This is a genomic window from Bradyrhizobium tropiciagri (assembly GCF_018130505.1).
Classification (GTDB): Bacteria; Pseudomonadota; Alphaproteobacteria; order Rhizobiales; family Xanthobacteraceae; genus Bradyrhizobium; species Bradyrhizobium tropiciagri_B.
In genome coordinates, this window is record NZ_JAFCKH010000013.1 from 57,557 (window position 1) to 83,678 (window position 26,122).

Sequence of the window (26,122 nt, forward strand, 5' to 3'; positions counted from 1 at the left end):
TGCCTCTCCGTCAGGCGCCGGCCATCGCCTGCTCGATCGCCGACAATGCGGCACCGGCCTTGGCGCCGTCGGGACCGCCGGCCTGCGCCATGTCGGGCCGGCCGCCGCCGCCCTTGCCGCCGAGGGCTTCCGAGCCCTTGCGCACCAGCTCGACCGCGTTGAAGCGCGAGGTGAGATCGGCGGTGACGCCGACCACGATGCCGGCCTTGCCGTCCTCGGTGACGCCGACGATGGCGACCACGCCGGAGCCGATCTGCTTCTTGCCGTCGTCGACCAGGCTCTTCAGATCCTTGGTCTCGACACCCTCGACCGCGCGCGCCAGCAGCTTGACGTCGCCGACCTCGCGGACGGCCGACGCCGCGCCGTTCGATGAACCGCCGCCGCCCATCGCGAGCTTCTTGCGGGCATCGGACAGGTCGCGCTCGAGCTTCTTGCGCTCCTCCATCAGCGCGGCGATGCGCGCCGGCACGTCCTCGACCGTGGTGCGCAGCTCCTGCGCCGCGGTCTTGGCCAGCGCCATGGTGTCGTTGGCATGCTTGCGGGCATGGCGGCCGGTGAGCGCCTCGATGCGGCGGACGCCCGACGCCACCGCGCCCTCGCCGGTCACCGAGATCAGCCCGATATCGCCGGTGCGGCGCACATGGGTGCCGCCGCACAATTCGACCGACCAGCCGAGCGCGTTCTGGCCGTGGTCGCGGGCGGAGTTGCCCATCGAGACCACGCGAACCTCGTCGCCGTATTTCTCGCCGAACAGCGCGCGGGCGCCGGCCTCGCGGGCGTCATCCACCGCCATGATGCGGGTGGTGACCTCGGCATTCTCCAGCACGACGTCGTTGGCGATGTCCTCGACCCGCGCGAGCTCCTCCGGCGTGATCGGCTTCGGATGCACGAAGTCGAAGCGCAGCCGGTCGGGCGCGACCAGCGAGCCGCGCTGGGCGATGTGATCGCCGAGCACCTGGCGCAGCGCCTCGTGCAACAGATGCGTTGCCGAGTGATGCGCACGGATCGACGAGCGCCTCGTGTGATCGACCTCGAGCTGCAGCGCGGTGCCGACCTTGAGCGCGCCCTGCTCGACCGTGCCGAGATGCACGAACAGATCGCCGGCCTTCTTCTGCATGTCGGTGACGCGGAACTTGATGCCTTCGGCCATCAGCACGCCGGTGTCGCCGACCTGGCCGCCGGACTCCGCATAGAACGGCGTCTGGTTGAGCACGATCGCGCCGGTCTCGCCGGCCTTGAGGCTGTCGACCTCCGCGCCATCCTTGAGCAGCGCCGTCACCGCGCCTTCCGCCTTCTCGGTCTCGTAGCCCAAGAACTCTGTGGCGCCGAGCTTCTCGCGCAGCGGGAACCAGACCGCTTCGCTCGCGGCCTCGCCGGAGCCCTTCCAGGATTCACGCGCCTTCTCGCGCTGACGGTTCATCGCATCGGTGAACGAGGCCTGGTCGACGCTGATGCCGCGCGACTTCAGCGCGTCCTGCGTCAGGTCGAGCGGGAAGCCATAGGTGTCGTACAGCGTGAACGCTGTGTCGCCGTCGAACATGTCGCCCTTCTTGAGGCCCGCGCTCTTCTCGTCGAGCAGCGACAGTCCGCGCGTCAGGGTCTTACGGAAGCGCGTCTCCTCCAGCCGCAGCGTCTCCTCGATCAGGTTCTCGGCGCGCACGAGGTCCGGATAGGCCTGGCCCATCTCGCGGACCAGCGCCCAGACCAGGCGATGCATCAGCGGCTCGCCGGCGCCCAGCAGCTGCGCGTGGCGCATCGCACGGCGCATGATCCGGCGCAGCACGTAACCGCGGCCCTCGTTCGACGGCAGCACGCCGTCGGCGATCAGGAACGCCGACGAGCGCAGATGGTCGGCGATCACCCGGTACGAGGCGACGTTCTGCTTGGTCGGCCCCCGCCCGAGCGCGGACGAGGCGGCATCGATCAGGTTGCGGAACAGATCGGTCTCGAACACGCTCTCGACGCCCTGCAGGATGGACGCCATGCGCTCCAGCCCCATGCCGGTGTCGATCGAGGGGCGCGGCAGCGGCACGCGCTCGTCCTTCGTCACCTGGTCGAACTGCATGAACACCAGGTTCCAGAATTCGAGGAAGCGATCGCCGTCCTCCTCCGGCGTGCCCGGAGGTCCGCCCCAGATGTGATCGCCGCGATCGATGAAGATCTCGGAGCACGGACCGCACGGCCCGGTATCGCCCGCCGCCCAGAAATTGTCCGAGGTCGCGATGCGGATGATGCGGTCGTCCGAAAAGCCCGCGATCTTCTTCCAGTAGTCGGCCGCCTCGTCGTCGGTGTGGTAGACCGTGACCAGCAGCTTGTCCTTGTTCAGCCCGAAATCCTTTGTGACCAGGTTCCAGGCGAGTTCGATCGCGCGCTCCTTGAAGTAGTCGCCGAACGAGAAGTTGCCGAGCATCTCGAAGAAGGTGAGATGGCGCGCAGTGTAGCCGACATTGTCGAGGTCGTTGTGCTTGCCGCCGGCGCGCACGCATTTCTGCGCCGTGGTGGCGCGCTGATAGGAGCGCTTCTCGATCCCGGTGAAGACGTTCTTGAACTGCACCATGCCGGCCGCGGTGAACATCAGCGTCGGGTCGTTGCGCGGCACCAGCGGAGACGACGCCACCACTTCGTGGCCGTTCTCCTTGAAGTAGTTCAGAAATGTCGACCTGATGTCGTTGACGCTGCTCATGTTCATCCAATCGGAAAAAAAGGGCCGGTCGGGCGCGAAATACCGAACTTTTCCGGCGTACCGCTTTTAGACATTGCGTGCGGCGGTGTCCAGAAACTGTGCAGCTAGATCATGAACTTGCCGCAGCACACAAAGCCCATTGGATAGCGCGAGAGGCGCGTTGACAGGCTTGGCGGTGCCGTGTTTCTTACCTACCTGTAACTAGTAGTCACGTCGGGAGAGACCGGCCTCGTGCCGGCGCCGAAGGAGCAACCGCCCCGGAAACTCTCAGGCAAAAGGACCGCGTGACGTCTGACATCTGGAAAGAGGCGCTGGGGTTCTCCCCGATGCGTCCGCCGACGGGATAATACTCTCAGGCACAGCGACAGATGGGGCTTTCTGCAGGTTTCTCAAGGGGAAATAGGTCCCCGCGGGAACCGCGAGGGCCCTTTGATGCTTGCGCACGAAACCACCCCGCTGAAACAGACCCCGCTGCACGCGCTGCATCTTGCGCGCGGCGCGAAGATGGTGCCGTTTGCCGGCTATGACATGCCGGTGCAATACGCCGCCGGCGTGCTGAAGGAGCACCTGCACACCCGGAGCGCCGCCGGGCTGTTCGACGTCTCGCATATGGGCCAGCTCAAGCTGACGGCCAAATCCGGCAAGGTCGCGGACGCCGCGCTCGCGCTTGAGCAGTTGGTGCCGCAGGACATCCTCGGCATCGCCCCCGGGCGGCAGCGCTACGCGCAGTTCACCAACGCCGACGGCGGCCTGCTCGACGACCTGATGGTCGCGAATTTCGGCGATCACCTGTTCCTGGTGGTCAACGCCGCCTGCAAGGCGGAGGACGAGGCGCATCTGCGCGCGCATCTCTCGGAGACCTGCGAGATCGTCTCGCTCGCCGACCGCGCGCTGATCGCGCTGCAGGGGCCGAAGGCCGAGGCGGCGCTGGCAAAATTCTGCGCAGATGTCAGTTCGATGAAATTCATGGACGCCGGCCCGCGCCGCGTCGCCGACATCGACTGCTTCGTCTCCCGCTCCGGCTATACCGGCGAGGACGGTTTTGAGATTTCCGTGCCCGCCGCCAAGGCCGAGACGCTGGTCACCGCCCTGCTCGATAATCCCGACGTGCTGCCGATCGGGCTCGGCGCACGCGACAGCCTGCGGCTCGAAGCCGGGCTCTGCCTCTACGGCCATGACATCGACACCACGACGACGCCGGTCGAAGGCGCGCTGGAATGGTCGGTGCAGAAAGTCCGCCGCAGCGGCGGCGCCCGCGCCGGCGGCTTTCCCGGCGCCGACAAGATCCTCACCCAATTCACGCAAGGCGCCGCACGCCGCCGCGTCGGCCTCAGGCCGGAAGGCCGGGCGCCGGTGCGCGAAGGCGCCGTTTTGTTTGCCGATCCGGCCTCGGGCGAGCCGATTGGAAAAGTGACCTCGGGCGGCTTCGGCCCGAGCCTCAATGCGCCGGTCGCGATGGGCTATCTGCCCACCGCGCTTTCCGCCGCAGGCACCAGTGTTTTCGCCGAAGTGCGCGGCCAGCGGCTGCCGCTGAAGGTCGCCGCCACGCCTTTCGTTCCCAATACCTACAAACGCTAAACGCCAGAGGACCTCCCATGACGACGCTCTACACGTCCGACCACGAATGGCTCCGCATCGAGGGTGACGTCGCCACCATCGGCATCACCGACTACGCGCAATCGCAGCTCGGCGACGTCGTGTTCGTCGAACTGCCCAAGGTCGGCCGCAGCCTGAAAAAGGCCGAGGCCGCCGCCGTCGTCGAATCGGTCAAGGCCGCCTCCGACGTCTATGCGCCGATCACCGGCGAGGTGGTCGAGGTCAACGAGGCGCTGGCGGCCGAACCGGCGCTGGTCAATTCGGATGCCGGCGGCAAGGCCTGGTTCTTCAAGCTGAAGATATCAGACAAGGGTGAGCTCGGCGGCCTGATGGACGAGGCCGCCTACGCCGCGCACACCGCCTGACGACTGACAACGAGGACCACGTCATGAACGCGCCCTTCAAGCCGAGCAACGAAGCCGCCACCGATTTCGTCCGCCGCCACATCGGCCCCTCGCCGCGCGACATCGGCGCGATGCTGGAGACGGTCGGCGCCGCGAGCCTGCAGGCGCTGATGGGCGAGACGCTGCCGGCCTCGATCCGCCAGCAGGCGCCGCTCGATCTCGGCCGCGCGCTGAGCGAGACCGAGGCGCTCGCCCATATGAGCGAGCTCGCCGCGCAGAACCAGGTGTTCACCTCGCTGATCGGCCAAGGCTATTCCGGCACCATCCTGCCCGCGGTGATCCAGCGCAACATCCTGGAGAACCCGGCCTGGTACACGGCGTACACGCCGTATCAGCCGGAGATCAGCCAGGGCCGGCTGGAGGCGCTGTTCAACTTCCAGACCATGATCTGCGATCTCACCGGGCTCGACGTCGCCAACGCCTCGCTGCTCGACGAGGCGACCGCGGCCGCCGAAGCGATGGCGCTCGCCGAACGGCATTCGCAGGTGAAGTCGAAACTGTTCTTCGTCGACAAGGAGGTGCATCCGCAGACGCTGGCGGTGATGCGCACCCGTGCCGCCCCGCTGGGCTGGGCGCTGGTGGTCGGCGATCCCCTCACCGAGCTCGACAAGGCCGACGTGGTCGGCGCGCTGCTGCAATATCCGGGCACGACGGGCGCGGTGCGCGACCTCAAGCCCGCGATCGCCTCGCTGCGCGCCAAGGGGGCGCTTTCGATCGTCGCCGCCGACCTGCTGTCGCTGACACTGCTGGCCTCGCCCGGCGAGCTCGGCGCCGACATCGCGGTCGGCTCGGCGCAGCGCTTCGGCGTGCCGATGGGCTATGGCGGACCGCACGCCGCCTACATGGCGGTGCGCGATGCGCTGAAGCGCTCGCTGCCCGGCCGCATCGTCGGCCTGTCGGTGGATTCGCGTGGCGCGCCGGCCTACCGCCTCGCGCTGCAGACCCGCGAGCAGCACATCCGCCGCGAGAAGGCGACCTCCAACATCTGCACCGCGCAGGTGCTGCTCGCCGTGATCGCCTCGATGTATGCGGTCTATCACGGCCCCGAGGGCCTGACCCATATCGCGCGCAGCGTGCATCGCCGCGCCGCGGTGCTGGCGGCGGGCCTGCGCAAGCTCGGCTTTGCGCCGACCAGTGAAGCGTTCTTCGATACCGTGACGGTCGCGGCTGGCGCGAAACAGAACGAGCTGATCGCCCGCGCGCTGGCGGAGCGCATCAACCTGCGGATCGGCGACACGACGCTCGGCATCGCGCTCGACGAGACCACGACACCCGAGATCATCGAGGCGGTGTGGCGCGTGTTCGGCGGCAAGCTGGCTTACGCCGAGATCGAGGCGACCGCGCGCGAGGCGCTGCCGAAGGAGCTGAAGCGCAGCAGCGCCTTCCTCACCCATCCGGTGTTCAACACCCATCGCTCGGAGACCGAGCTGCTGCGCTACATGCGCAAGCTCTCAGACCGCGACCTCGCGCTCGACCGCGCGATGATCCCGCTCGGCTCCTGCACCATGAAGTTGAACGCCACCTCGGAGATGATCCCGCTGACCTGGCCGGCGTTCGGCCAGCTGCATCCGTTCGCCCCGGCGGATCAGGCCAAGGGCTATCACGCGCTGTTCAGGCGGCTGGAGCAGTGGCTGTGCGACATCACCGGCTATGACGCGGTGTCGCTGCAGCCGAACTCCGGCGCGCAGGGCGAATATGCCGGGTTGCTGGCGATCCGCGGCTATCACCTCGCGCGCGGCGAGCCGCACCGCAAGGTCTGCCTGATCCCCTCCTCCGCGCACGGCACCAACCCGGCCTCGGCCGCGATGGTCGGCATGGACGTCGTGGTGGTGGCGTGCGACGAGCGCGGCGACGTCGATGTCAATGATCTCCGCGCCAAGGCGGAGAAGCATTCCGCCAACCTCGCCGCGGTGATGATCACCTATCCGTCGACGCATGGCGTGTTCGAGGAGCACATCAGCGAGATCTGCGACATCGTGCATGCTCATGGCGGACAGGTCTATCTCGACGGCGCCAACATGAATGCGCAGGTCGGGCTGTCGCGGCCCGGCGATTTCGGCGCCGATGTCAGTCATCTCAACCTGCACAAGACCTTCTGCATCCCGCATGGCGGCGGCGGCCCCGGCATGGGCCCGATCGGCGTCAAGGCGCATCTGGCGCCCTATCTGCCCGGCCATCCCGCGAGCGACGGCGCCATCGTGCATCCGGTCGGCCCGGTCTCGGCCGCGCCGTTCGGCTCGGCGTCGATCCTGACCATCTCCTACATCTACATCCTGATGATGGGCGGCGAAGGGCTGACGCGGGCGACTGAGGTCGCGATCCTCAATGCCAACTACATCGCGGCGCGGCTGCAGCCACACTTCCCGGTGCTGTACCGCAACGCCCGCGGCCGCGTCGCGCATGAGTGCATCGTCGACCCGCGGCCGCTGAAGACGACCAGCGGCGTCACCGTCGACGACATCGCAAAACGGCTGATCGACTACGGCTTCCACGCGCCGACCATGAGCTTCCCGGTCGCGGGGACGCTGATGATCGAGCCGACCGAATCGGAATCGAAGCTCGAGATCGACCGGTTCTGCGACGCGATGATTGCGATCCGCAACGAGATCGCCGAGGTCGAGAAGCGCCGCTGGACGATCGAGGCCTCGCCGCTGCGCCACGCCCCGCACACCGTGCACGACATCGCCGACGATGGCTGGGATCGCGCCTATAGCCGCGCCGAGGGCTGCTTCCCGGCCGGCGTGTCGCGATCCGACAAATACTGGAGCCCGGTCGGCCGCGTCGACAACGTCTACGGCGACCGCAATCTGGTATGTTCGTGCCCGCCGGTGGAGGATTACGCGGAGGCGGCGGAGTAAGCGCAAGTTTGTAGGATGGGTGGAGCGAAGCGATACCCATCAATTCCGTCCATTCGGTGAGATGATGGGTATCGCTTCGCTCCACCCATCCTACGATCGGCCAAGATCCGGCTGATTGCCGCCGGCGATGCCGCGGCAGGAGGATTCATGCGCGAGGAATTCTGGTTTCATTTCCCGTTCCGCGTCCGCTATTCCGAGGTCGACGCGCAGGCCGTGGTGTTCAACGCCCACTACCTGACCTATTTCGACACCGCGATCACCGAATATTTCCGTGCGCTCGGGTACGACTATCTCGGCGAGGTGGCGCGGACCGGCATCGACTTCCACACCGTGAAGTCGGTGGTCGAGTACAAGGCCCCGATCCGGTTCGACGAGGACATCGACGTCTGCGTGCGCGTCGCGCGGATCGGCCGCTCCTCGATCAACCTTGCGCTGGCGATCTTCGCCAAGGAATCTGAGAGGGGCTCCGAAGACCTCCGCGCCACCGGCGAGATCATCTGGGTCGCGACCGACCAGAAGACCCATCAATCCGTCGCCGTGACGGAGGATTTGCGAGCGCTGATCGCTAGCCGGGAAAAGACGCTGGCGCAGGGCTGATACTGATCACTCCGCCCTCAGCGTCGGCTTCCAGCGCCAGAAGTTATCGTTGGTGAGGTGCGTGCCGCCCCACCAGCGATCGATCGGATTGTGATCCGTAAAATCCACCTTATGGGCGAGCACTGCCTTGCCGAACTCAGTCAACGACAACCGACTTCGCTGATAGGCGGCAAGGTGATCCTGCGAATTTCTGCGGCCAATGGCCCGCAACTCATCGTCGAGTCCTTCTATCGCCGGGCGCGGTCCGTGCGCCAGCCCTTGCAGCAGCGTGCCGATTTCCATGTCACTAAACACGCCGCGCTGGCGAAAGCCGCGCAGGTAGAACAGCATGTTGGTACCCATGAATCCCGCGCCGATTAGCTCGAGCAGTCGCATTTCGGTTGCACCAAGCCCTGATCCACTCCACGGAAGTTCTTGAAGCAGGTCAAGCAGTGCGGGTCTGAGCAGGGGAAACGCGCTCAGGTCATGCTGGAGCGCATCGAAGCAGGCCTCCGGTGTCGAGGCGCGATACGCCCGCCAGACCCCGCTTGCGGCCTCGACATGCGCCGGTCGGACTTTGACGAGTGGCACTTCGCGCCATCCAGCCCACGGGGGCTCTTTCGGCTCTATGGTCATCAGATAGAAGCCGACCAGACGCAGTTCCAACTTGGCCACCGTCGCGGGATGCGATCGGAAATGCTCGAGCAGACAAGCAAGTTGCAATTGATCGTTCGGATCGGGATCGAACCAGAGTTCGATGCGATCGAACAACGCGCAATATTCGATGAACGTAAGTTGCCGGACCGCGTCGCGCTCCCGACTCCGGAAAAGCCAGTCGGACCAGTGATCGCCGGTGCTCTGATCGCTACCCACGCCGAAATAGGCGTCGAGCTGTTCCAGTGACGGCAACGGTCCGCCAATGAACCGAAACCAGATTGTAAGGACGCTGTCAGCCAGCCCCATACGCGCCAGCTCGTGGCCGGACGAACTGGTCAGAATCAGACGCTTCATCCGCCCGCTCACTCAACATCCCACACAAACGAGACGGGCACCGAGGACGTCGGCAACTCAACGTCTTCAGCGCCCGCTTGCAGCGAACTTATCTCAGCCTTGAGGCTTACTCCTCGGTCGGCTCCTCGCCTTCGGCGTCGCGCTCGGGCGTGCCGGCGAGGATCTGCTCGGAGATCAGGCCGGAGTTCTGGCGGATCGCGGCTTCGATCTTCGAGGTGATGTCGGGGTTGGCGCGCAGGAACGCCTTCGAATTCTCGCGGCCCTGGCCGAGCCGCTGGCTGTCATAGGAGAACCAGGCACCGGACTTCTCGACCAGCCCAGCCTTGACACCGAGGTCGAGGATCTCGCCCATCTTGGAGACGCCCTCGCCGTACATGATGTCGAACTCGACCTGCTTGAAGGGCGGCGCCAGCTTGTTCTTCACCACCTTGACGCGGGTGGTGTTGCCGACCACCTCGTCACGCTCCTTGATCGCGCCGATGCGGCGGATGTCGAGGCGGACCGAGGCATAGAACTTCAGCGCGTTGCCGCCGGTGGTGGTCTCGGGCGAGCCGTACATCACGCCGATCTTCATGCGGATCTGGTTGATGAAGATCACCATGGTGTTGGACTTGTTGATCGAGGCGGTGAGCTTGCGCAGCGCCTGGCTCATCAAGCGGGCCTGCAGGCCCGGCAGCGCATCGCCCATCTCGCCCTCGAGCTCGGCCTTCGGCACCAGCGCCGCGACCGAATCGATCACCAGCACGTCGACCGCGCCGGAGCGCACCAGGGTGTCCGCGATCTCGAGCGCCTGCTCGCCGGTGTCGGGCTGCGAGATCAGCAGCTCATCGATGTTGACGCCGAGCTTGCGCGCATAGACCGGATCGAGCGCATGCTCCGCGTCGATGAAGGCGCAGATGCCACCCTTCTTCTGGCCTTCCGCCACCGTATGCAGCGCCAGCGTGGTCTTGCCCGAGGATTCCGGCCCGTAGATCTCGACGATGCGGCCCTTCGGCAGGCCGCCGACGCCGAGCGCGATATCGAGCCCGAGCGATCCCGACGATATCGTCTCGATATCCATCGAACGGTCGTTCTTGCCGAGCTTCATCACCGAGCCCTTGCCGAACTGACGCTCGATCTGGGAGAGCGCGGCTGAGAGCGCCTTGGACTTGTCCATAGAGGATCCTTCGACAATACGCAGTGCGGTAGCGGACATTTGGGATGTGCTCCTTATGGCGAGGATTCGCTAGCGGGACAAACGGCGCGGCGCGATCAGATTGAATGCGCTGTTGATGGGAACGTCGTACCACGTTTGTTCTATGTTCGCAATATGTTCTTTTCGGCACGGTGGTGCTGGCCTGCTTCCAACGTCAGTGGCCTGCTTTGATTTTCGGAGTGGCCTGTTTTCGATTTAACGAAGCGTCAACCAAGCCTTAGCCGCCGTTCTCGGTAGGACTACCAAGGCCCTGATCACGAGATGTTCTAGGATATCACTGCCTCTTATGCAGGCATCCATCACTATGCAGTTTGTGCCACCGCCGGGCGCTGCCCAGAGCGTCCGGGTGTTCTCCGTGAGGTGAACGGAGTTCCGAAATGATGAGGCGGGATTATCCTATGTGAATGGACTCTGGCGGGTTCCCGGAGCATTTTTCGGCCGCTTGGGTGGACTGCCGTGAACGAGTACCGCATCTATATTCTCGACGATGACGGGCACATAGACGCGCCGTCAATCAACGTCAGATGCCAGACTGACGAACAGGCTTTGTCGGCCGCGCGCAAATTTCTCGATAGGCATCCCGTTGAGGTCTGGGCCGGCAACCGGCGCGTCGGCCGTCTAGAGCCGAGGAAGTAAGCCCCGAATAGGAACCTTGCGTTCCAAGCGGTTTTTATTCCCCGTTCGGGCAGGGAGCCGAACACAAGGGGAATGCATGGAACCAAAGAAACGCCGCCGTCGCGTTGTGCAAACGGACTCTCTTGAAGCCAGACTTCTAGAACGTGCCAGACAGCTACGCGAGAAGGCTGCTGCGCGCGCCCCAGGTATCGAGAAAGAAGCGCTGCTGAAACTCGCACGTCAGGCAGAACAAGGCGCGAGCATGAGCGAGTGGCTTACTTCCCCGGCGCAGTAAGGCCGCCTCAGTTGGCGGCCTCTTTCATTTCACGGCTTCATTTTTCGGCCACGGCAGTCCTTCCGTTCCAACGGGCTGCTTGTTCGCGGCGGCATCCTTGTAGATCAATTGGAAGCTGCCTTCCAACAGTTGTAGCCACAGCTTGCGCTCCGCAACTGGCCAAACATCGCCAGACTTTGGCAATCGCGCCAGAAGTCCAGCAATGATGGGATCGACCGGCGGCGGCTTTCCGCCTCCACCACCATTCCCACCACCGTTGCTCTCCTCCTCTTCACGAGGCTTCTCTTCTTCGCGCTGCGCTCCGGACGCTATGCCCGGCATCACAAGTCGATTGCGTCCGTGCTCAAAATAACCGGCCTGATCGGCTGATCGCTCAAACACCTGTCGCGCGCGCTCCTTTTGCTTTTCAGCAACTCCGAGCCCCACCATCTCTCGCTCAAGTGCTGCGGCGGGCGGGATCACTCCGCCCCTGTGGCTTTCAAAGATCGCGCGATAGAGTGGGACCATCTGGAACGCCTTTGAGCGTGCGTCCCGAGACCGGTTCGGGTCTACAATTGCACGACCAAGCTCCGACAGACGATGGCGACTGCCTTCACCCTCCAACACTCCGAACATTCGGCCAGCGTATATCTGAGTGCGAAAACCACTGCTCTTGGCACTTTGACCCGTCCAAGCGGCTAGCTGGTCATCATCACATTCGCCGGAGCCTACATGGCTGTGGATAGCGTTTGCCAGCTCGACGGCCGCATTGAGATCGGCATACGGGAAGCCGATCGTAGATCGTTGACGAAGCTGAGTTTCTTCCTTCTGGGCGGCATTAGCCGCCGTCGCCTGCTCGCCTTCCATAAGGTGTTCTCCTATCCATTCCCAAGAATGGCACGGACGGCTTTATAATGCACAGTATCCACAACGTCAAGAATTAATGCGCCTATCCGCACTATCGGTTGACACTATCCAAAATCCGCAGTAAGGATTGGTTTAAAGGTGAGGTTCCGATGACAACAGTTTGAGCCCCTTGGGAGCGCTGGCCGAGCACCAAGGGGCGAGGAAAAAGGAAGGGCCGCAGCGATCTCCCCTGAACAAGGAACGCGGCGGCCCTGCAATCGGCTCTAGGACTTTCAGGGATCGTCTAAAGGTAGGACACCCGCCCCTACAAGTGTGGAGATGTCGGTCCGAGTCCGGCTCCCTGAACCATCGAACTAGTGGGACCGCTTTGGTTGCAGCCGCAGCGGCCCCGATCAACCGCACCGGGGATGAGCCCGAAGCGAATGACCATCCGGCAAATATAAGCGTTGCAGCGCTGTTTTGCTAGAGTCCTCGCGAAGCCATCCCCCTTCACACAGAAGGATGAGCTTCCGTGAACGTACTTCCCCGCGAAAAACAGATTGAGGTCATTGCCGCGCTTTGCGAAGGCGTCGGCATCCGCACCGCTTCGCGCCTGACTGGCGTCAACCGTGGCACCGTGGCGAACCTGGCCCTGCGTGTCGGCTTCGGCTGCATGGAATTACACGACCGGATCATGGTCGGCATCCGCACCGAGCGCTTGGAGTTGGACGAGCTATGGAGCTTCGTCGGCAAGAAGCAGAAGAACGTCCAGCGCCACGAGATCAACGCCAAGGGCGACCAGTATGTGTTCATCGGCATGGCCGGGACGCAGAAGGCAATCATTAGCTGGGGCGTCGGCAAGCGTAACACCGAAAGCACGATGGACTTCCTGCACGATCTGCGCGCCCGCGTGATCGGCCAGCCCGAGATCAGCACGGACGGCTTCCATCCCTATCGCTTGGCGATCCGAGACGCCTTCGGCGACAGCGCCTCGCATGGCGTGATCGTAAAGACGTACTCGGTAACGCATCTCGTAAAGGAAGCGCAGGGCCGCTACTCGCCGGCTCAGGTAGTAGCCGTAAGCCGTGAGGTAGTAACTGGCGATCCCGAGCAGTACGTCTCAACCAGCTACGTTGAACGGCAGAACCTCACGCTGCGCATGGCGTCGCGCCGGTTCACCCGCTTGACCAACGGTTTCTCAAAGAAGCTGGACAACCACGTTGCGGCCGTCGCGCTGTACGTCTGCCACTACAACCTGTGCCGCACCCATGAAGCCCTGCGCACGACGCCAGCGAAGGCGCTGGGCATCGCTGACAAGGCTTGGTCGGTTGCGCAGCTTGTGGACGCAGCTCTCTCTATGGCCCCCGCGTTGCCCACGGAAACCCCTCCCGACCGACGTCGGAAGTTCACCGTAATTCAGGGCGGCAAGGCCTAGTGAACGCCGCGCACGCGCGGGTAGTCGATGCCCAAATACATCTTTGCCCGCTCAATGGCCGCCTTGCGGTCAGTCGGAGATAACTCAGAGGGGCGCGTTATGAAGATAGAACGCGTCCCGTCCGACCATTCTTCGGTGATGATGGTGCCCACCCCAGTGCGCTCAAAACCGGCACTGCGGAACCAGTTTTCAAATTCTTCCTCACTCACACGCGAATCATCCTTCCACCCGATAGAGGGCAGATAGATTACCGCGCAAGCGCCCGCGCTGCAATTTCTGCGGGAACTGGAATCATGGGTATTGTGCGGGTGTGGTCATGCTGAGTGACCGGCCCCTGAAAAACTTCAATGTCCATGCCCTTATTGCGCTTAAACCAGAGCCGCATAATATTGGGCACGTCGCTTAGGATTTTATTCAAATCGCGGTGGCTGACGCACACGCCGGCAAGCTGACGGCTGGTCGCCGTGTAGAGCCCGTCATTGTCCTCAATTACCTGAAGGACTACGATTCCGTGTGGTTGGTCCTGCATTGTCTTCTCCATGTGCGCGTGTCAGCGCCGGGCGACTCTATAGAGTCCCCCAGCTCGGTAAATGAAAGGTTAACGCGCATTGTTTGACGTTTCCCGGTGCCAGCTTAGCGCTTGGTCTCGGCACACCTTCTGGTGGGCCTCATTGAACAAACGCCATCCTACGAGAGCGGTTCTTCGGGAACAAGCAAATCTGGTGCCGGAGTTTTCCGGTTATTTATGCGGTTCGCCAAAATAGGGCAAGTGCCCTGACGCAACCGTGAGTGGGCGCCCAGCGCGCCAGTGGCCTATTTCGCAAGTGCGAGTGGCCTGTTTCGGCCAGTACCGGCACGGTGCCGGACTGTTTCCATCCACAGTGGCCTGCTTGGATTTTCGGAGCGGCCTGCTTTCGGTTTAACGAAGCGGCAACCAAGCCTTAGCCGCCCGTTCTCGGTAGGATTACCGAGGCCCCGATCACGAGATGTTCTAGGATATCACTGCCTCTTATGTAGGCATCAATCACTATGCAGTTTGTGCCACGAACCGGGGTTCTCCGTGGGTGAACGGAGTTCCAATCCAGGCTAATGCAGAAAGAAACTATCAACGCGCAGAGCGATACTCTGGGCTGACACAACTTTGGGAAGAGCCATGGATAAGGTCGTCTTCTATTTCGTTATGGGCCTTTTCTACTTCGTCGAAGCCATCCATGCGGTTGGGCGCTTCCTGAGCTTCTACGGGCCGGCGATATTGATTTTCTGGCTCGTGGCTGGTGCCGGGGTCGGGCTTTATTTGGCCGCAACCAGCAAGTCGCAAAAGAAATTCTTTTAGAGGGGCGCTGAGGTCCTCAGGCTCACCGCCCAGACATGCCAAACCCGAGACAAGAACCGAGACTGCCTCCGGGGTGTACGGTCTTCATCATCATCGTGGGGGTCCTCTTGCTGGCCCCAGGCACGCTAGCCGTCGTGATCAGCGTCGCCTGGCATGGCGGCCGTGAGTTGACTACGGTTTCATCGCTTGTTGCCTTGGCCGGGATAGTCCTGATCGTGTTCGCGCGAACATGGAAATAGCTCGGTGTCCTGGTTCTCAGTTTGTGCCACAGCCCTTGCGCCGGGCGCCCCGCCCCCCCCAAGTTCCCCGTGTTCTTCGTGGAACTGAGTTCCAGAACTTAATCTAGGTTGTTGCTCGCCGGGTTCCGCATGCAATAATTCGCCGGCTACCGGCACGGAAGGGGCGCGCCCATGAAGGACATGAAGGCGCACTTGGAGAAGCTTCGGCGCGAGGCCGAAGAGTGCGAACTAATCAGCAAGCTCGCGACCAACGCGGCCAAGAAGGAGCTTTTCGCCAAGCTGGCTGCGCATCACCGCACGCTCGCCGATGAGGTCGAGCGGGCGATGCAAGCCCAATCGCAATAGGAACATTGCGCCCCCTTGCAGCTTGGAGTCCCCGTTCGGGCAGGGAGCCGAACGAGGGAAATGCATGGAAGCGAAGAAGCGCCGCCGTCGCGTTGTGCAAACGGATTCTCTTGAAGCCAGACTTCTGGAACGTGCCGAACAGCTACGCGGTCAGGCCGCAGCGCTGCTCCCGGATCTTGAGAAAGAAGCGCTGCTGAAGTTCGCACGTCAGGCCGAGACCGGCGCAGGCGTGAGCGAGTGGTTACGCCCGACATGAGCCGATCAGCGAAGCCAGGTCGCGCGCTTACGATGGCGGCTGGGGCGTCCGTTTTGCTCGCTTTGCTGCTCATGGGCTTCTTCTTCAGCGCATTCTAGCAGCAAGGCCGCCTCAGTCGGCGGCTTCCGATCTCCCGAAGGGTACCCGCCGAGGCCACGGCAACCAGTCAAATCGAAGCGATACTTCAACGGCCGATTGCCAACTGTTCCCGAAAAGGAACGACCCCGGCATCCTTGGAGCAATGCCGGGGCCGTCTCTTCCTATGCTGTTGGTGGCCGTGCTTTGCACAAATTTAGCGGCCTGCTGGGTCTGCAAAAATTGCCTTGATGAAATCTAGCCCCGCCCAGCTCACGAATGATCCCAGACGCGTTCGGATTTAGCAACCACATTAGTGAATCAAAATTAACGAGTCTTCCCGAAACGAAAAAAGGACCCCGGAGCAATGAGGCCCCGGGACTAGTCGGCAAGGGTATTGCGGAAAATATCGGGGTGCGTCCCGACACGACAAGGCTAGCACGTAGTTCCGGGATTGCCACTTTTTCCCGACCCGTAGTCGCACGGAGTGCATACCCAGGTCTCCTCGGCCAGGTCTCCTCGGCCAGGTCTCGTCGGCCAGGTCTGGTCGGCTAGGTCTCGTCGGCCAGATGACTGGCGCAGCTAGTGGAGACTCTCTATGCCGATCAACGGGCCCAGGCCCTGGTCACCAGGCCATGACGCCGCGCTGAGAGCGCTGACCGGCGTATCCTCGGCGGGTGAACATAGTTCCGCCTTGCCGGTTTTGCTAAGTCGTCATCCGGCGAGCCGTGGGGTGCGGGATATGCGTAAGACAGACGTGACATGCGCGAGCTGCGGCGCAGGATTTCGGCGGCTGGAGTTATGGTCCGAACCCGGGGCCAAGGGCGAATATCGTTGCCCGGTCTGCGACTACACCGTCGAAGCCTACGATGGGGCCACCTTGGTCGCCTATCGGCTTACGATCCAGCCGGTTCGCGCACCGGCTGGCGGGGCCACCCGGGCCGCGTAACGCGAGTGACCCCGCCTTACCCGCGCTGGTGGTCACCCGCAGGCTAAGCGGATGACAATCTGACCAAGTCGCCATTGCAGTTTCGTGACGGCGCGCTGCTTGTCCACAAATCAGGGGGCGCGACGGTTCGCAGCCCCTCCTCACCTGACCTCGCAGCGGCTGAGTGCACGGGAAAGTTGCCGGCCGGCCGCCGGCTCGCGTGTCCGTAGTTCTCCGGCATAGAACAAAGTTCCGGGGCGCTGAAACCCTGCCGCGCGCCTCAATTTTCTTGTGAAGAGTCAATTGGTTACGAGGGAATGGGCGTCGCGCGTCCGGCTCCGGAAGGCGGCGTCAAGCACCGGATACCTACACCTTGGTACACTGACGGATGGTAAAGAAATTGCTTAACCTTCGGGGAACATGCCGGTTCCGGCGCACCGGGCGCCGGGTCGCCCGTTACCACATGGCACCCTATCATTTGACGAGCTAAAATTTATCAATACAACCTATAGTTTAGATTCCGGCTTGAAGCGCACGGAACCTTTGCTGATGATTCACCGGGGCATCGAATACAGCGTCACCCAGACGACGGCCGGCATCTGGAAATGGCGCTTCCAGATCGGTGACCGGGTGTTCGCCGGCAAGACCGAGGCAAAGCTCGACCTGCTGGCGATCCGCCGGGTGCAGTTGCGGATCGACCGTGAGCTGAAGAAGCTGGGTCAGGACCGCGGTGGACGCCGCGACGCGGACTGAGCTGCGGATCAGTCCGCGCTCGCAAGCCGCCGCATCGTGAACTCGATGTCGCCGCCCGGCAGCTCGCGCCAGCTCTCGACGGAGCTCATATAGGCCGCCTTCGGATAGCGATCGAGGAAGTCACGCGCCCGCAGCCGCGCCTGGTCGCGCGGCAGGGTGAAGGTCTCGCGCAGATAGCCGTCGCCAGCCTTGCGGCGCCCGGCCATTCGGCTGGCGAGGTCGCGCGGGCGAAACACCATTGTCGCAACTCCGGACCACATGACGACACCAGCCCAATATAGGGCCGGCGGCGGCGGAATCCGAGTCTGCGGGGACCTGCGTCGGTGCAGGACGGCTTCGGTGCAGGACGGCGAGCCCTACTGACCGCGCTGGGCGGTGCTTCCGGACTTGGTCTTCTTGGCGGGATTGGCGGACGCCTTAGGCGGGTCGCTGCGCACCTGCCCCCACGGATCGCTCGATCCCTTGGCGTCGGGGATCTTGCTGAGCGAGTCCTTGTAGGCGCGCTGATTGACGGCGTCCTGATCCTTCTCCTCCTGGGTCTTGGTCTTGACCTCAGGCATCAGGTTGATGTTCGGCATCTGCGCATAGGCCGGCGCCGTCAGCAGCATCGCGACCGCAACCGCGCTCAGAATTCTCATAAAGCCGCTCCCTTCCATATTCGCTGGGGGTATATCACCGCAGAAAAGCCGTCGCCAAGCGCGCCGGCTGCGGCCTAAAGGTTGTCCGACTTGCAGGATTTCGGCGACTGCATCCAGTCGTCCCAGATCGGACCGCATTTGGTGCAGCCACTCAGCGCAAGCCCGATCGCAATCGCGCTGCCGAGCATGATCAACCTGCGGAACATGATGACCCCATCCCCCTGACGAAGGCGCCATAGGGCGTCAAAACTGGGGCATTTTCAAGCCGTGGCAGCTGGCCGCGGCGCCGCTACGCCGCAATGTTCCGTGAGCGTTTGACCCGGCGCCACCGCAAATTACAGTGCGACACAAAGCAGAAAAGGAATCGACGGCATGACTTTGGCGATGAGCTGGGACGAGTGGGCGCGGCATGACGGCACGGCGCTCGCGGCCCGTGTCCGGAAGGGCGAATTGACGCCGCGGGACTTGGCCGCCCAGGCCGCCGCCGCCGTCGCCAGGGTCGATCCCCCGCTCTCCGCCGTCGTCGAGCTGTTCGACGACGTGATCGCCGACCCCGCCCGCGACGGCGCTAATCTCGACGGGCCGTTCGCCGGCCTGCCGTTCCTGATGAAGGACCTCGGCCCGACGCTGAAGGGCCGGCTGCAGGAGATGGGCTCGCTGATGATGCGCGGCAATCGCGCCGCCGCCGATACCTTCCTGACGGCGCAGATGCGCAAGGCCGGCCTCAACCTGATCGGCCGCACCACGACACCGGAGTTCGGTGTCTGCAGCTCGGCGGAAAATCCCGCGGTCTATGTCACGCGCAATCCCTGGAATACCGACTACACCACCTGCGGCTCGTCGGCCGGCAGCGCGGCGATGGTCGCAGCCGGCGCAGTGCCGATCGCGCATGCCACCGACGGCGGCGGCTCGATCCGGATCCCGGCCGGCGTCAACGGCAATATCGGATTGAAGGTGTCGCGCGGCGTGTTCTCGATCGCGCCGCATCTGTCCGATCTCACCGGCCTCGTCTCGATCCAGGGCTGCCAGTCGCGCTCGGTGCGCGACACCGCGGCTTTCGTCGACGCCTGCCGCGGCGGCGCGCCCGGCGAGTTCATGCCGTATTGGAGCGCGCCGGAGCCGTACACCGCCATGATCGCGCGCGATCCCGGCCGGCTGCGGATCGCGCTGTCGCACCAGTGGGGCGATTATCGCGCGACGCCGCACATCGCCGCCGAGCTCGAACGGGTCGGCCGCTTCCTCGAGGGCCTCGGCCATCATGTCGACTACGCCCTGCCCGCGATCGATTACACGGAGGCGTTCGCGGCGCAGACCACTTGCTACATCTCGAATTTCGCGGTCGTGATCGGCAACATGCTGGCCGCGCGCGGTCTGGAGCGGCCGCCGGCAGAGCTGATCGAGCCGGTCAACATCCGGATCTGGGAGCACGGCAAGGACACCAGCTTCGCCGATCGCGCCCGCATGCAGGCGGTCTTCAACACCACCTCGCGCGGCTTCGGCGCTTTCTTCGAGGATTGGGACATCATCCTGACGCCGATCACCGCGCTGCCGACGCCGAAGGTCGGCACCACGGAGTACCTGACCATCTCGGACAATCCGTCGGTGCTGGACTGGTTCGGCAATCTCTGGCGCAACTTCGCCTTCACCCCGCTCGCCAATCTCTGCGGCATCCCCGCGATCTCGCTGCCGCTCGCCACCAACGAGCACGGCCTGCCGCTCGGCATCCAGGCGATCGGAAAGCAGGCCGACGACGGCTTGCTGCTGCAGCTCGCCGCGCAGATCGAACGCGCGATCGGCGGCAAATGGAACGACGGCAAGACGCCGCGCGTGCATGTGACGCGTAGCTAAAACAATCACGGATAGCTCAGAGGGAACGCGACGTCATGCAGCAACAGGCCGGGGAATTCGGGATCGACGAGGCGAGGCGCGTGCTAGGCGATGTCTTTGCGCCGTGGGTGCAGGACCTCAATCTGTCGATCGAGCAGTTCGACCATTCACCGCCCGCTGCCGGCGCCGCGGACTGGCAACCCGGCGCGATCCTGCGCATGCCGTTTTCCGAACGGCTCTGCCGCAATGGCGGCATCGTCTGTGGCCAGGCACTGATGGCGTTCGCCGACACCGCGATGGTGCTGGCGAACCTCGCCGCCAACAAGGGCTACCGTCCGATGACCACGGTCGACCAGACCACGCATTTCATACGCGCGGTGACCGCCTCCGACGTCCTCGCCGACGCGCGCGTGGTGCGGCTCGGCCGCACCATGAGCTTCGGCCGCGTCACACTGTCCTCCGCCACCGACAACAAGCCGGTGGCGATGGTGTCGAGCGCCTTCGCGATGCTGCCGGGGTAGGACGCTTGCATCAAGGACGTGTGCCTGCTCATCCTGAGAGGATGTGAGGCGTTGTCCCCCCTCCGCCGTCATCGCCCGGCTTGACCGGGCGATCCAGTACGCCGCGGCCTGTCGGCTCAAGCACTACTGTCTTTGGAATACTGGATCACCCGGTCAAGCCGGGTGATGACGCCGCGGTGGTGGATGGGACCTCCGCCACAAACTCGCTGTCGTCCCCACCCTCCGCCGTCATCGCCCGGCTCGACCGGGCGATCCAGTACGCCGCGGCTTATCGGCTGAATAACAACCGTCTCTGGAATACTGGATCACCCGGTCAAGCCGGGTGATGACACCGCTGTGGTGGATGGGACCTCCGCCACAAACTCGCTGTCACCCCCACCCACCGTCGTCATCGCCCGGCTCGACCGGGCGATCCAGTACGCCGCGGCCTGTCGGCTCAATAACGACTGTCTCTGGAATACGTCATCACCCGCGCGCGCGGGTGATGACACCGAGCAAGCAAGCTTACTTGCCCAGCACCGCCTCGGCGGCATTGACGATGCTGATGGTCGGATTCTTTCCGCAATAGGTGCCGAACTTCTTGGCGTTCTCGGTGAACACGTCGGTGTCGATGATCGCCTCGTCGGAATCGCCCTTGTACCAGCCGTCCATCCAGACCAGCACCAGCTTGATGGTGTCGTCGCCACCCTCGACGAACTGCTTGCAGGTCATGGTCGAAAGATCGAGGACGGTGGCACTGGCCGGCGCGGACGACAGCGCGAGCGCGGCGGCAACAAGCATCGAGGCCGTGGTCTTCATCGGAAATCTCCATCAGCAATGAGTCTGAAAAACAACAGATCGCCGAGAGCCCCCAGCGCGTCTGCGCGCGGAGTCGTAGACGAGGCATCGCGGCCGCGGCAAGTGAGCCATCCCACACATTTGCGCGGCATCTTGCTTCGCTGCGCGGAGTGAGAATTCGTGTTTCTGATTTGTGACGGCGCAGCGCTGAAGCTTGATGGGATCAGCGTCGCTCGAGCCGAGCGAGATGCCCTTGCGCGATTTCGGAATATTGGAAGAATACCCCTGAGTTGCCCGACGTGTCAAGCTTGACGTGTCGAACGCCGGCAGCCGCCGGCTACTTTGCATGGGGTTGTTTTCGCAGTTTTGGCAGCGCGCCTCTAGGCGGATCGCATCCGACGCCTCCGCCGCCAGCGCCACAGCAACGCAACGAGGGCGACGAGCGCGAGACCGGCGACCACAGCCTTGGCCGTAAACCGCCCACCCGGACGATCGATGATGCGCGACCACAGCGAGGCGCCCTCGCCGGCGCGCGGCAGGCGGAATGCCACCACGCTGTCGCCGACCGAGGTGCCGGCCTCGGAGTGGCCGCCGGCCCCGATCGCGACATACTGCTCGCCCTTCCAGAGATAGGTCATGGGATTGGCGACACCCGGCACCGGCAGCCGGCCCTGCCACAGTTCCTGCCCCGATCTGGCATCGAACGCGCGCAGATAGGCATCCATCGCGCCGGTGAACACGAGGCCGCCCGCGGTGATCGCGACGCCGTTGACCAGCGGCGTGCCAGTATTGAGCGCGATGCCGAGCGGCGCGAGATCCTCGCTGGTGCCGACCGACGAATGCCAGAGGATCCTGCCGGCCTTGAGGTCGACCGCGACCGTCTCGCCCCATGGCGGCTTGTTGCAGAGCGTGCCCAGCGGCGACTTCGCCACTGCGCGCGTCATCGCGAACGGCGTGCCTTCCTGCCGGCCGAAATCGTGCCCCGGCGGCGGATTGAAGTCCTTGGCCTGCTCGCGCGGGATCAGCGTGACGATCTGCACGGCATGGCTGACATTGGCGTAGAGAATCTGGTTGACCGGATCGAACGCCGCGCTGCCCCAGTTCACCCCGCCGCCGGTCATCGGATAGATCACCGTGCCCTGCGTCGATGGCGGCGTGTAGAGACCGTCATTGCGCGATCGGCCGAGCAGCTTCTCGCAGGCGGCGCGCTCGTAGAACGGCATCAGGCCGAATGCATCGTCGGCCGCGATCCGCTGCGTCAGCAGCGGCGGCACGTGGGTCGGGAACGGCTGCGTCGGCGACAGCACTTCACCCTCGGCGCCGTTCTGCGGCACCGCGCGCTCCTCGACCGGCCACACCGGCTTGCCGGTGTCGCGATCGAGCACGAACACGAAACCCTGCTTGGTCGGCTGGATCACGACGTCGCGCACGCCATTGCCGGTGTCGATCCGCGCCAACGTCGGCTGCGCCGGCAGGTCATAGTCCCAGACGTCGTGATGCACGGTCTGGAACGCCCAGGCCATGTCCCCGGTCTCGATCCGCAGCGCCACCACCGAGTTGCCGTGCTCGTCGTTGCCCGGCCGCTTGCCGCCCCAGAAATCCGGGCTCGGCGAGGTCGTCGGCAGGAACACGAGGCCGCGCTCCTCGTCGACCGACATCGGCGCCCAGACATTGCTGTGGCCGGCGGCGACGCCGTCATGCACCAGCGGATCGAAGCTCCAGCGCGGCGTGCCGGTCCGCGCGTCGAAGGCGCGCACCGCGCCGAGCGGCGCGTCGACGCGGCGGTTGTCGGCGATCGCCGATCCCACCACGACCATGCCGCGCCCGGTGACCGGCGCCGAGGTGATCTGGAATTCGCCCGGCCATTCCAGCTTCATCCCGGCGTCGATCCGGACCTCGCCACGGTCGCCGAAATCCTCGCAGGGCTTGCCGGTCTTCGCATCGAGCGCGATCAGGCGGACATCGTTGGTGCCGGTGAAGATCCGCGACCGGCAGGCTGCGCCTTCAGGCGCGCGATCGTCGAGCCAATAGGCGACGCCGCGGCAGACGAAGCGATTGGCCGGACGCTGCGCGGTCGAGAGCTTCGGATCGTAGCGCCATTTCTGCGCGCCGGTGCCGGGATCGAGCGCGATGACCTCGTTGAACGGCGTGCAGAAGATCAGGCTGTCCTCGACGAGCAGCGGGGTCGTCTCGAACTTGGTGCGCTTCATGACCTCGGGCGGGCGGACGTCGAGATCGCCGGTGCGGAACGCCCAGGCGCGGACCAGCGTGCCGACATTGCCGGGCGTGATCTGCGTCAGCTCCGAGAATCGCTGTCCGCCGCGATCTCCGCCCCAATATTCCCACGCGAAGGCCGGTGTAACGCCGAGCACCAATACCGTAACGAAACGAAACAGCATTCGCATCGCGCCCTCCACCGATGCGATCAATTGCAGCCGTCGCATCTTGAGCGGAGAAGCATTTACGCGATCGGCGCGTCAGTATCCACCCCGGCGATAGCCGTCCCCGCCATGGCCGCGGAAACCGCCGCCGCCGATGCCAATGCCGATCCCGATGCCGATCGGCGGCGCCACCGGCTCATAGACCACGCGCGGCGGCGGACGGCGCACCACCACGACATCGTCCTCGACCACGACGCGCGGCGGGCGCGTGCGCCGCGGCGGCTCGGGATCGGCGACGCGCTTCTTCCTCGCCGGCGCATCGGCCTTCTGCTGCGGCAGCGGTTGCGCTGGCGGCACCGCATTGCACGGACAGGTCGGCCCGGCCAGCGCGACATTGGTCGCCGGCGCGCTGACGGCGACCGGCGTGGTGTCGGGACGATAGCGCAGCCGCTCGATCATCTTGCGCGCGGTCGCAGTGAGGTCGCTGTCGGGATACAGCACGAGGAAGGCGCGATAGCCCGCTGCGGTGTTGACGATCACCGCATTGTTCCACGCCACCATGCGGCGATGCCGGTCGAGCCAGTCGCGCGCCTGCAGGCCGCGCGGCGTACCGGCATAGAGCGCGGCGAAGGCCTCATAGGCCTCATCGGTGCCGTCGACCACCATCAGTTCGTTCGCGACTTCGACGGGCTTGCCCTGCAATTCCTGCTTCCATTGGTCGACGGTGCGTCTGGCCGCTTCCGGTTTCGGCATATCCGCGGACGCCTGTGCCTGCGCCGGCGCGGATGCCGGGCCGGCGATGAAACGGAAATCCTCGGTGAGCGACGACGAGTCCCACGGCGTCTGGCGGCCGTCGGTCGCCTTGTTCACCGCAAGGCGCACGCGCTTGAAGGTGTCCTCGATCGCAATGCCCGGCTCCTTGGCGGTGGCCAGCAGCGCGGCCGTATACGGGCTGTTGGCGCCGCTGCCGTCCTCGGCTTCCGCGCCCGGCGAGGTCGAGAACGACACGAACGTGCCCGGCGCGCCGATCCTGGCGTCGACGATCGCGAGTCCGTGGCCGGTGCTCTTGCCGAGTTCCGGGAACGGATTGTTGCGGCAGGCATCGAGCAGCACGATCCGCATCCGGCTCGGCACCGAGGTCAGCGTGTTCAGGATATCGTTGAGCCGAACCGCCTGCAGCGGAATATCAGCCTCGCGCTTCGGGTCGACATCGACAGGCACCAGATAGTTCTCGCCGTCGATCTGCAGGCCGTGGCCGGCATAGAACACCAGCGCCACCGTGTCGGCGCCCTTCTGCGACACCTGGCCGGCGAAGTCGCTGATCCTCGTCCGCATCTCGTCCTGCGACAGGTCCGACACCGAGGTCACCACAAAGCCGGCATCGGTCAGCATCTGCGTCATGGCCTTGGCGTCATTGGCGGGATTGGGCAGCGCCGGCACCGACTTGTAGGCCGATTGCCCGATCACGAGCGCAAGCCGGCTTTCCGCGAGCGCCGGCCCGCCCCCGAGCAGAATCGCAGCCGGAAGGATCAGGCTGAACAGCGCGCGACGAAGCATGGCGATCTCCCGACGACGGAATCAACAATGGGTCGGAAGTATCAGGTGAAGGTTCACGCCGATCTGTGACGGCCCTCACAGCCGGCTGGACTGTCGAATTTGTCGCAAGACGCGCAGCGCGGCGCGAAGCTATTTCGGCTTCTTGGCCGGCTCCGCCGGCTTGGTGATGCCCCAGGGATCGTATTTCTCCTTGGGCTCGGGGATGCGGTCGAGCGCGGCCTTGTAGGCCTTCTCGTCGACCTTGGGCTTGGTGTCGGCCGCCTTGTCCTGCCCGCCTCCACCGCGCCGCCCCTGGGCCAGGGCCGGGCTGGCGATCAGCGCCAGCACCACGGCCGCTACCGTCATGCGCTTCATGTCAGTCCTTCTCCCCCACGGCCCTGGAAACATCCCGCAATACCGTCACGTCAAGTTAGCTTGTCTCTCGACATTTGTTGATCGAGAAAGCGCTGCGTAAGCAAAATTCAACCCCATCAGGGGGGCGCAATCTTGGCGGCGGCATATTAAATCAATTCCATGGGACAGGGACATATTTCAACCGCAGCGCTGCTGACGGCCACAGCGCTCATGCTCGGCGGCTGCGGCCTTGCGGACAGCCACGCGGTGTGGCCGGAGGCCTTGAAGGTCAAGGCATCGGAGCCGGCGCCGCTCGAGACACCACCAGACGTCAAGCATCTGGTCGCCAGCAAGCTGGACTCGGTATTCACCGCCGGCTCGCAGCCGACCCATGTCCGGGTCTCGGCGCCGTTGCACGATCCGCAGGGCACCGGCTGGATCGCCTGCGTGCGCGCCGACCTGAACTCGGTGCTCGGCAAGCCGCTCGGCACCCAGACCTACCGCGTCTCCATCAGCAACGGCATCATCCTCGATCGCCGCCTCGTCGAAGCAGACGACAACTGTCTCACTGAAACGTACTCACCGATCTGAGCAGCTTGCGCGCCGCGCGAGCGAATCGTGGAGCGCATGTCGTCCCGCGCGCGCTCGGTCACGGCCTCGTCGATC

The 26,122-nt window shown here is 64.4% G+C and carries 25 protein-coding genes and 1 riboswitch; of the genes, 12 read left to right on the forward strand and 13 right to left on the reverse strand.

Annotated elements, in window-relative coordinates; genetic code table 11:
- Window positions 1–10: 10 nt before the first annotated feature.
- On the reverse strand, window positions 11–2,683 hold the full coding sequence (gene alaS / locus JQ633_RS29200) for an alanine--tRNA ligase (RefSeq protein WP_211988634.1): 2,673 nt from the start codon (window positions 2,681–2,683) through the stop codon (window positions 11–13).
- Window positions 2,684–2,887: 204 nt separating this feature from the next.
- A riboswitch (glycine riboswitch) is annotated at window positions 2,888–2,975 on the forward strand.
- A 140-nt stretch (window positions 2,976–3,115) separates the two neighbouring features.
- Between alaS and gcvT the strand changes: the two genes are divergently transcribed.
- The 4 genes from gcvT to JQ633_RS29220 all read left to right on the forward strand — a co-directional run bounded on the left by gcvT (window position 3,116) and on the right by JQ633_RS29220 (window position 8,138).
- The gene (gcvT, locus tag JQ633_RS29205) at window positions 3,116–4,261 is read left to right on the forward strand and encodes a glycine cleavage system aminomethyltransferase GcvT (protein ID WP_211988635.1); all 1,146 of its coding nucleotides are present in this window, start codon (window positions 3,116–3,118) and stop codon (window positions 4,259–4,261) included.
- A gap of 17 nt (window positions 4,262–4,278) precedes the next feature.
- The gene (gene gcvH, locus JQ633_RS29210) at window positions 4,279–4,644 is read left to right on the forward strand and encodes a glycine cleavage system protein GcvH (RefSeq protein ID WP_211988636.1); all 366 of its coding nucleotides are present in this window, start codon (window positions 4,279–4,281) and stop codon (window positions 4,642–4,644) included.
- 23 nt (window positions 4,645–4,667) lie between these two features.
- Window positions 4,668–7,541 (forward strand): aminomethyl-transferring glycine dehydrogenase, encoded by a 2,874-nt coding sequence (gene gcvP, locus JQ633_RS29215; RefSeq protein WP_211988637.1) that lies wholly within the window; start codon window positions 4,668–4,670, stop codon window positions 7,539–7,541.
- 147 nt (window positions 7,542–7,688) lie between these two features.
- Window positions 7,689–8,138, forward strand: coding sequence for an acyl-CoA thioesterase (locus JQ633_RS29220; protein WP_211988639.1), 450 nt, complete (start codon window positions 7,689–7,691; stop codon window positions 8,136–8,138).
- 6 nt (window positions 8,139–8,144) lie between these two features.
- On the opposite strand, the gene JQ633_RS29225 is transcribed toward JQ633_RS29220, so the two are convergent.
- The 3 genes from JQ633_RS29225 to JQ633_RS29235 all read right to left on the reverse strand — a co-directional run bounded on the left by JQ633_RS29225 (window position 8,145) and on the right by JQ633_RS29235 (window position 12,079).
- Complete coding sequence (locus JQ633_RS29225) at window positions 8,145–9,128, reverse strand: hypothetical protein (protein ID WP_211988641.1); 984 nt, start codon at window positions 9,126–9,128, stop codon at window positions 8,145–8,147.
- Window positions 9,129–9,234: 106 nt separating this feature from the next.
- A complete protein-coding gene (gene recA / locus JQ633_RS29230) occupies window positions 9,235–10,323 on the reverse strand; it encodes a recombinase RecA (protein ID WP_211988645.1) in 1,089 nt (362 codons plus the stop codon).
- Window positions 10,324–11,257: 934 nt separating this feature from the next.
- Entirely contained in the window at window positions 11,258–12,079 is an 822-nt protein-coding gene (locus JQ633_RS29235; RefSeq protein ID WP_211988647.1) for a hypothetical protein, read from the reverse strand.
- 511 nt (window positions 12,080–12,590) lie between these two features.
- On the opposite strand from JQ633_RS29235, the gene JQ633_RS29240 reads away from it, so the two are divergent.
- Window positions 12,591–13,493, forward strand: coding sequence for a transposase (locus tag JQ633_RS29240; protein ID WP_211988649.1), 903 nt, complete (start codon window positions 12,591–12,593; stop codon window positions 13,491–13,493).
- On the opposite strand, the gene JQ633_RS29245 is transcribed toward JQ633_RS29240, so the two are convergent.
- Together JQ633_RS29245 and JQ633_RS29250 are read right to left on the reverse strand one after the other, a co-directional pair.
- On the reverse strand, window positions 13,490–13,702 hold the full coding sequence (locus JQ633_RS29245; RefSeq protein ID WP_211988651.1) for a hypothetical protein: 213 nt from the start codon (window positions 13,700–13,702) through the stop codon (window positions 13,490–13,492). The two genes, JQ633_RS29240 and JQ633_RS29245, sit on opposite strands and share 4 nt — an antisense overlap.
- A gap of 38 nt (window positions 13,703–13,740) precedes the next feature.
- Window positions 13,741–14,022 (reverse strand): hypothetical protein, encoded by a 282-nt coding sequence (locus tag JQ633_RS29250; protein WP_211988652.1) that lies wholly within the window; start codon window positions 14,020–14,022, stop codon window positions 13,741–13,743.
- A 624-nt stretch (window positions 14,023–14,646) separates the two neighbouring features.
- Between JQ633_RS29250 and JQ633_RS29255 the strand changes: the two genes are divergently transcribed.
- From JQ633_RS29255 to JQ633_RS29270, 4 genes are all read left to right on the forward strand, one after another.
- Window positions 14,647–14,826: a hypothetical protein gene (locus JQ633_RS29255; RefSeq protein ID WP_211988653.1), complete on the forward strand. Its 180-nt coding sequence runs from the start codon at window positions 14,647–14,649 to the stop codon at window positions 14,824–14,826.
- A gap of 410 nt (window positions 14,827–15,236) precedes the next feature.
- Entirely contained in the window at window positions 15,237–15,410 is a 174-nt protein-coding gene (locus JQ633_RS29260; RefSeq protein ID WP_211988654.1) for a hypothetical protein, read from the forward strand.
- 64 nt (window positions 15,411–15,474) lie between these two features.
- Window positions 15,475–15,666: a hypothetical protein gene (locus JQ633_RS29265; RefSeq protein WP_211988656.1), complete on the forward strand. Its 192-nt coding sequence runs from the start codon at window positions 15,475–15,477 to the stop codon at window positions 15,664–15,666.
- 1,552 nt (window positions 15,667–17,218) lie between these two features.
- Window positions 17,219–17,422: a hypothetical protein gene (locus JQ633_RS29270; RefSeq protein WP_211988994.1), complete on the forward strand. Its 204-nt coding sequence runs from the start codon at window positions 17,219–17,221 to the stop codon at window positions 17,420–17,422.
- A gap of 8 nt (window positions 17,423–17,430) precedes the next feature.
- Here the strand turns inward: JQ633_RS29270 and JQ633_RS29275 are convergent, their stop codons facing one another.
- The 3 genes from JQ633_RS29275 to JQ633_RS29285 all read right to left on the reverse strand — a co-directional run bounded on the left by JQ633_RS29275 (window position 17,431) and on the right by JQ633_RS29285 (window position 18,266).
- Entirely contained in the window at window positions 17,431–17,661 is a 231-nt protein-coding gene (locus JQ633_RS29275; RefSeq protein WP_211988658.1) for a hypothetical protein, read from the reverse strand.
- A 117-nt stretch (window positions 17,662–17,778) separates the two neighbouring features.
- Entirely contained in the window at window positions 17,779–18,060 is a 282-nt protein-coding gene (locus JQ633_RS29280; protein WP_211988660.1) for a hypothetical protein, read from the reverse strand.
- A 74-nt stretch (window positions 18,061–18,134) separates the two neighbouring features.
- Entirely contained in the window at window positions 18,135–18,266 is a 132-nt protein-coding gene (locus JQ633_RS29285) for a peptidylprolyl isomerase (RefSeq protein ID WP_211988662.1), read from the reverse strand.
- 166 nt (window positions 18,267–18,432) lie between these two features.
- Here JQ633_RS29285 and JQ633_RS29290 point away from each other — a divergent pair, with 166 nt between their 5' ends.
- A complete protein-coding gene (locus JQ633_RS29290; RefSeq protein ID WP_211988665.1) occupies window positions 18,433–19,908 on the forward strand; it encodes an amidase in 1,476 nt (491 codons plus the stop codon).
- Window positions 19,909–19,943: 35 nt separating this feature from the next.
- Window positions 19,944–20,408 (forward strand): PaaI family thioesterase, encoded by a 465-nt coding sequence (locus JQ633_RS29295; protein WP_211988667.1) that lies wholly within the window; start codon window positions 19,944–19,946, stop codon window positions 20,406–20,408.
- A 504-nt stretch (window positions 20,409–20,912) separates the two neighbouring features.
- Here the strand turns inward: JQ633_RS29295 and JQ633_RS29300 are convergent.
- The 4 genes from JQ633_RS29300 to JQ633_RS29315 all read right to left on the reverse strand — a co-directional run bounded on the left by JQ633_RS29300 (window position 20,913) and on the right by JQ633_RS29315 (window position 25,477).
- Complete coding sequence (locus JQ633_RS29300; protein ID WP_211988670.1) at window positions 20,913–21,206, reverse strand: HdeA/HdeB family chaperone; 294 nt, start codon at window positions 21,204–21,206, stop codon at window positions 20,913–20,915.
- A gap of 359 nt (window positions 21,207–21,565) precedes the next feature.
- Window positions 21,566–23,590 (reverse strand): pyrroloquinoline quinone-dependent dehydrogenase, encoded by a 2,025-nt coding sequence (locus JQ633_RS29305; RefSeq protein WP_211988672.1) that lies wholly within the window; start codon window positions 23,588–23,590, stop codon window positions 21,566–21,568.
- A gap of 72 nt (window positions 23,591–23,662) precedes the next feature.
- Window positions 23,663–25,123 (reverse strand): caspase family protein, encoded by a 1,461-nt coding sequence (locus tag JQ633_RS29310; RefSeq protein ID WP_211988674.1) that lies wholly within the window; start codon window positions 25,121–25,123, stop codon window positions 23,663–23,665.
- Between the two features lie 129 nt (window positions 25,124–25,252).
- A complete protein-coding gene (locus JQ633_RS29315) occupies window positions 25,253–25,477 on the reverse strand; it encodes a hypothetical protein (protein WP_211988677.1) in 225 nt (74 codons plus the stop codon).
- Between the two features lie 159 nt (window positions 25,478–25,636).
- Between JQ633_RS29315 and JQ633_RS29320 the strand changes: the two genes are divergently transcribed.
- Complete coding sequence (locus tag JQ633_RS29320) at window positions 25,637–26,047, forward strand: hypothetical protein (RefSeq protein ID WP_211988679.1); 411 nt, start codon at window positions 25,637–25,639, stop codon at window positions 26,045–26,047.
- Window positions 26,048–26,122 lie beyond the last annotated feature (75 nt).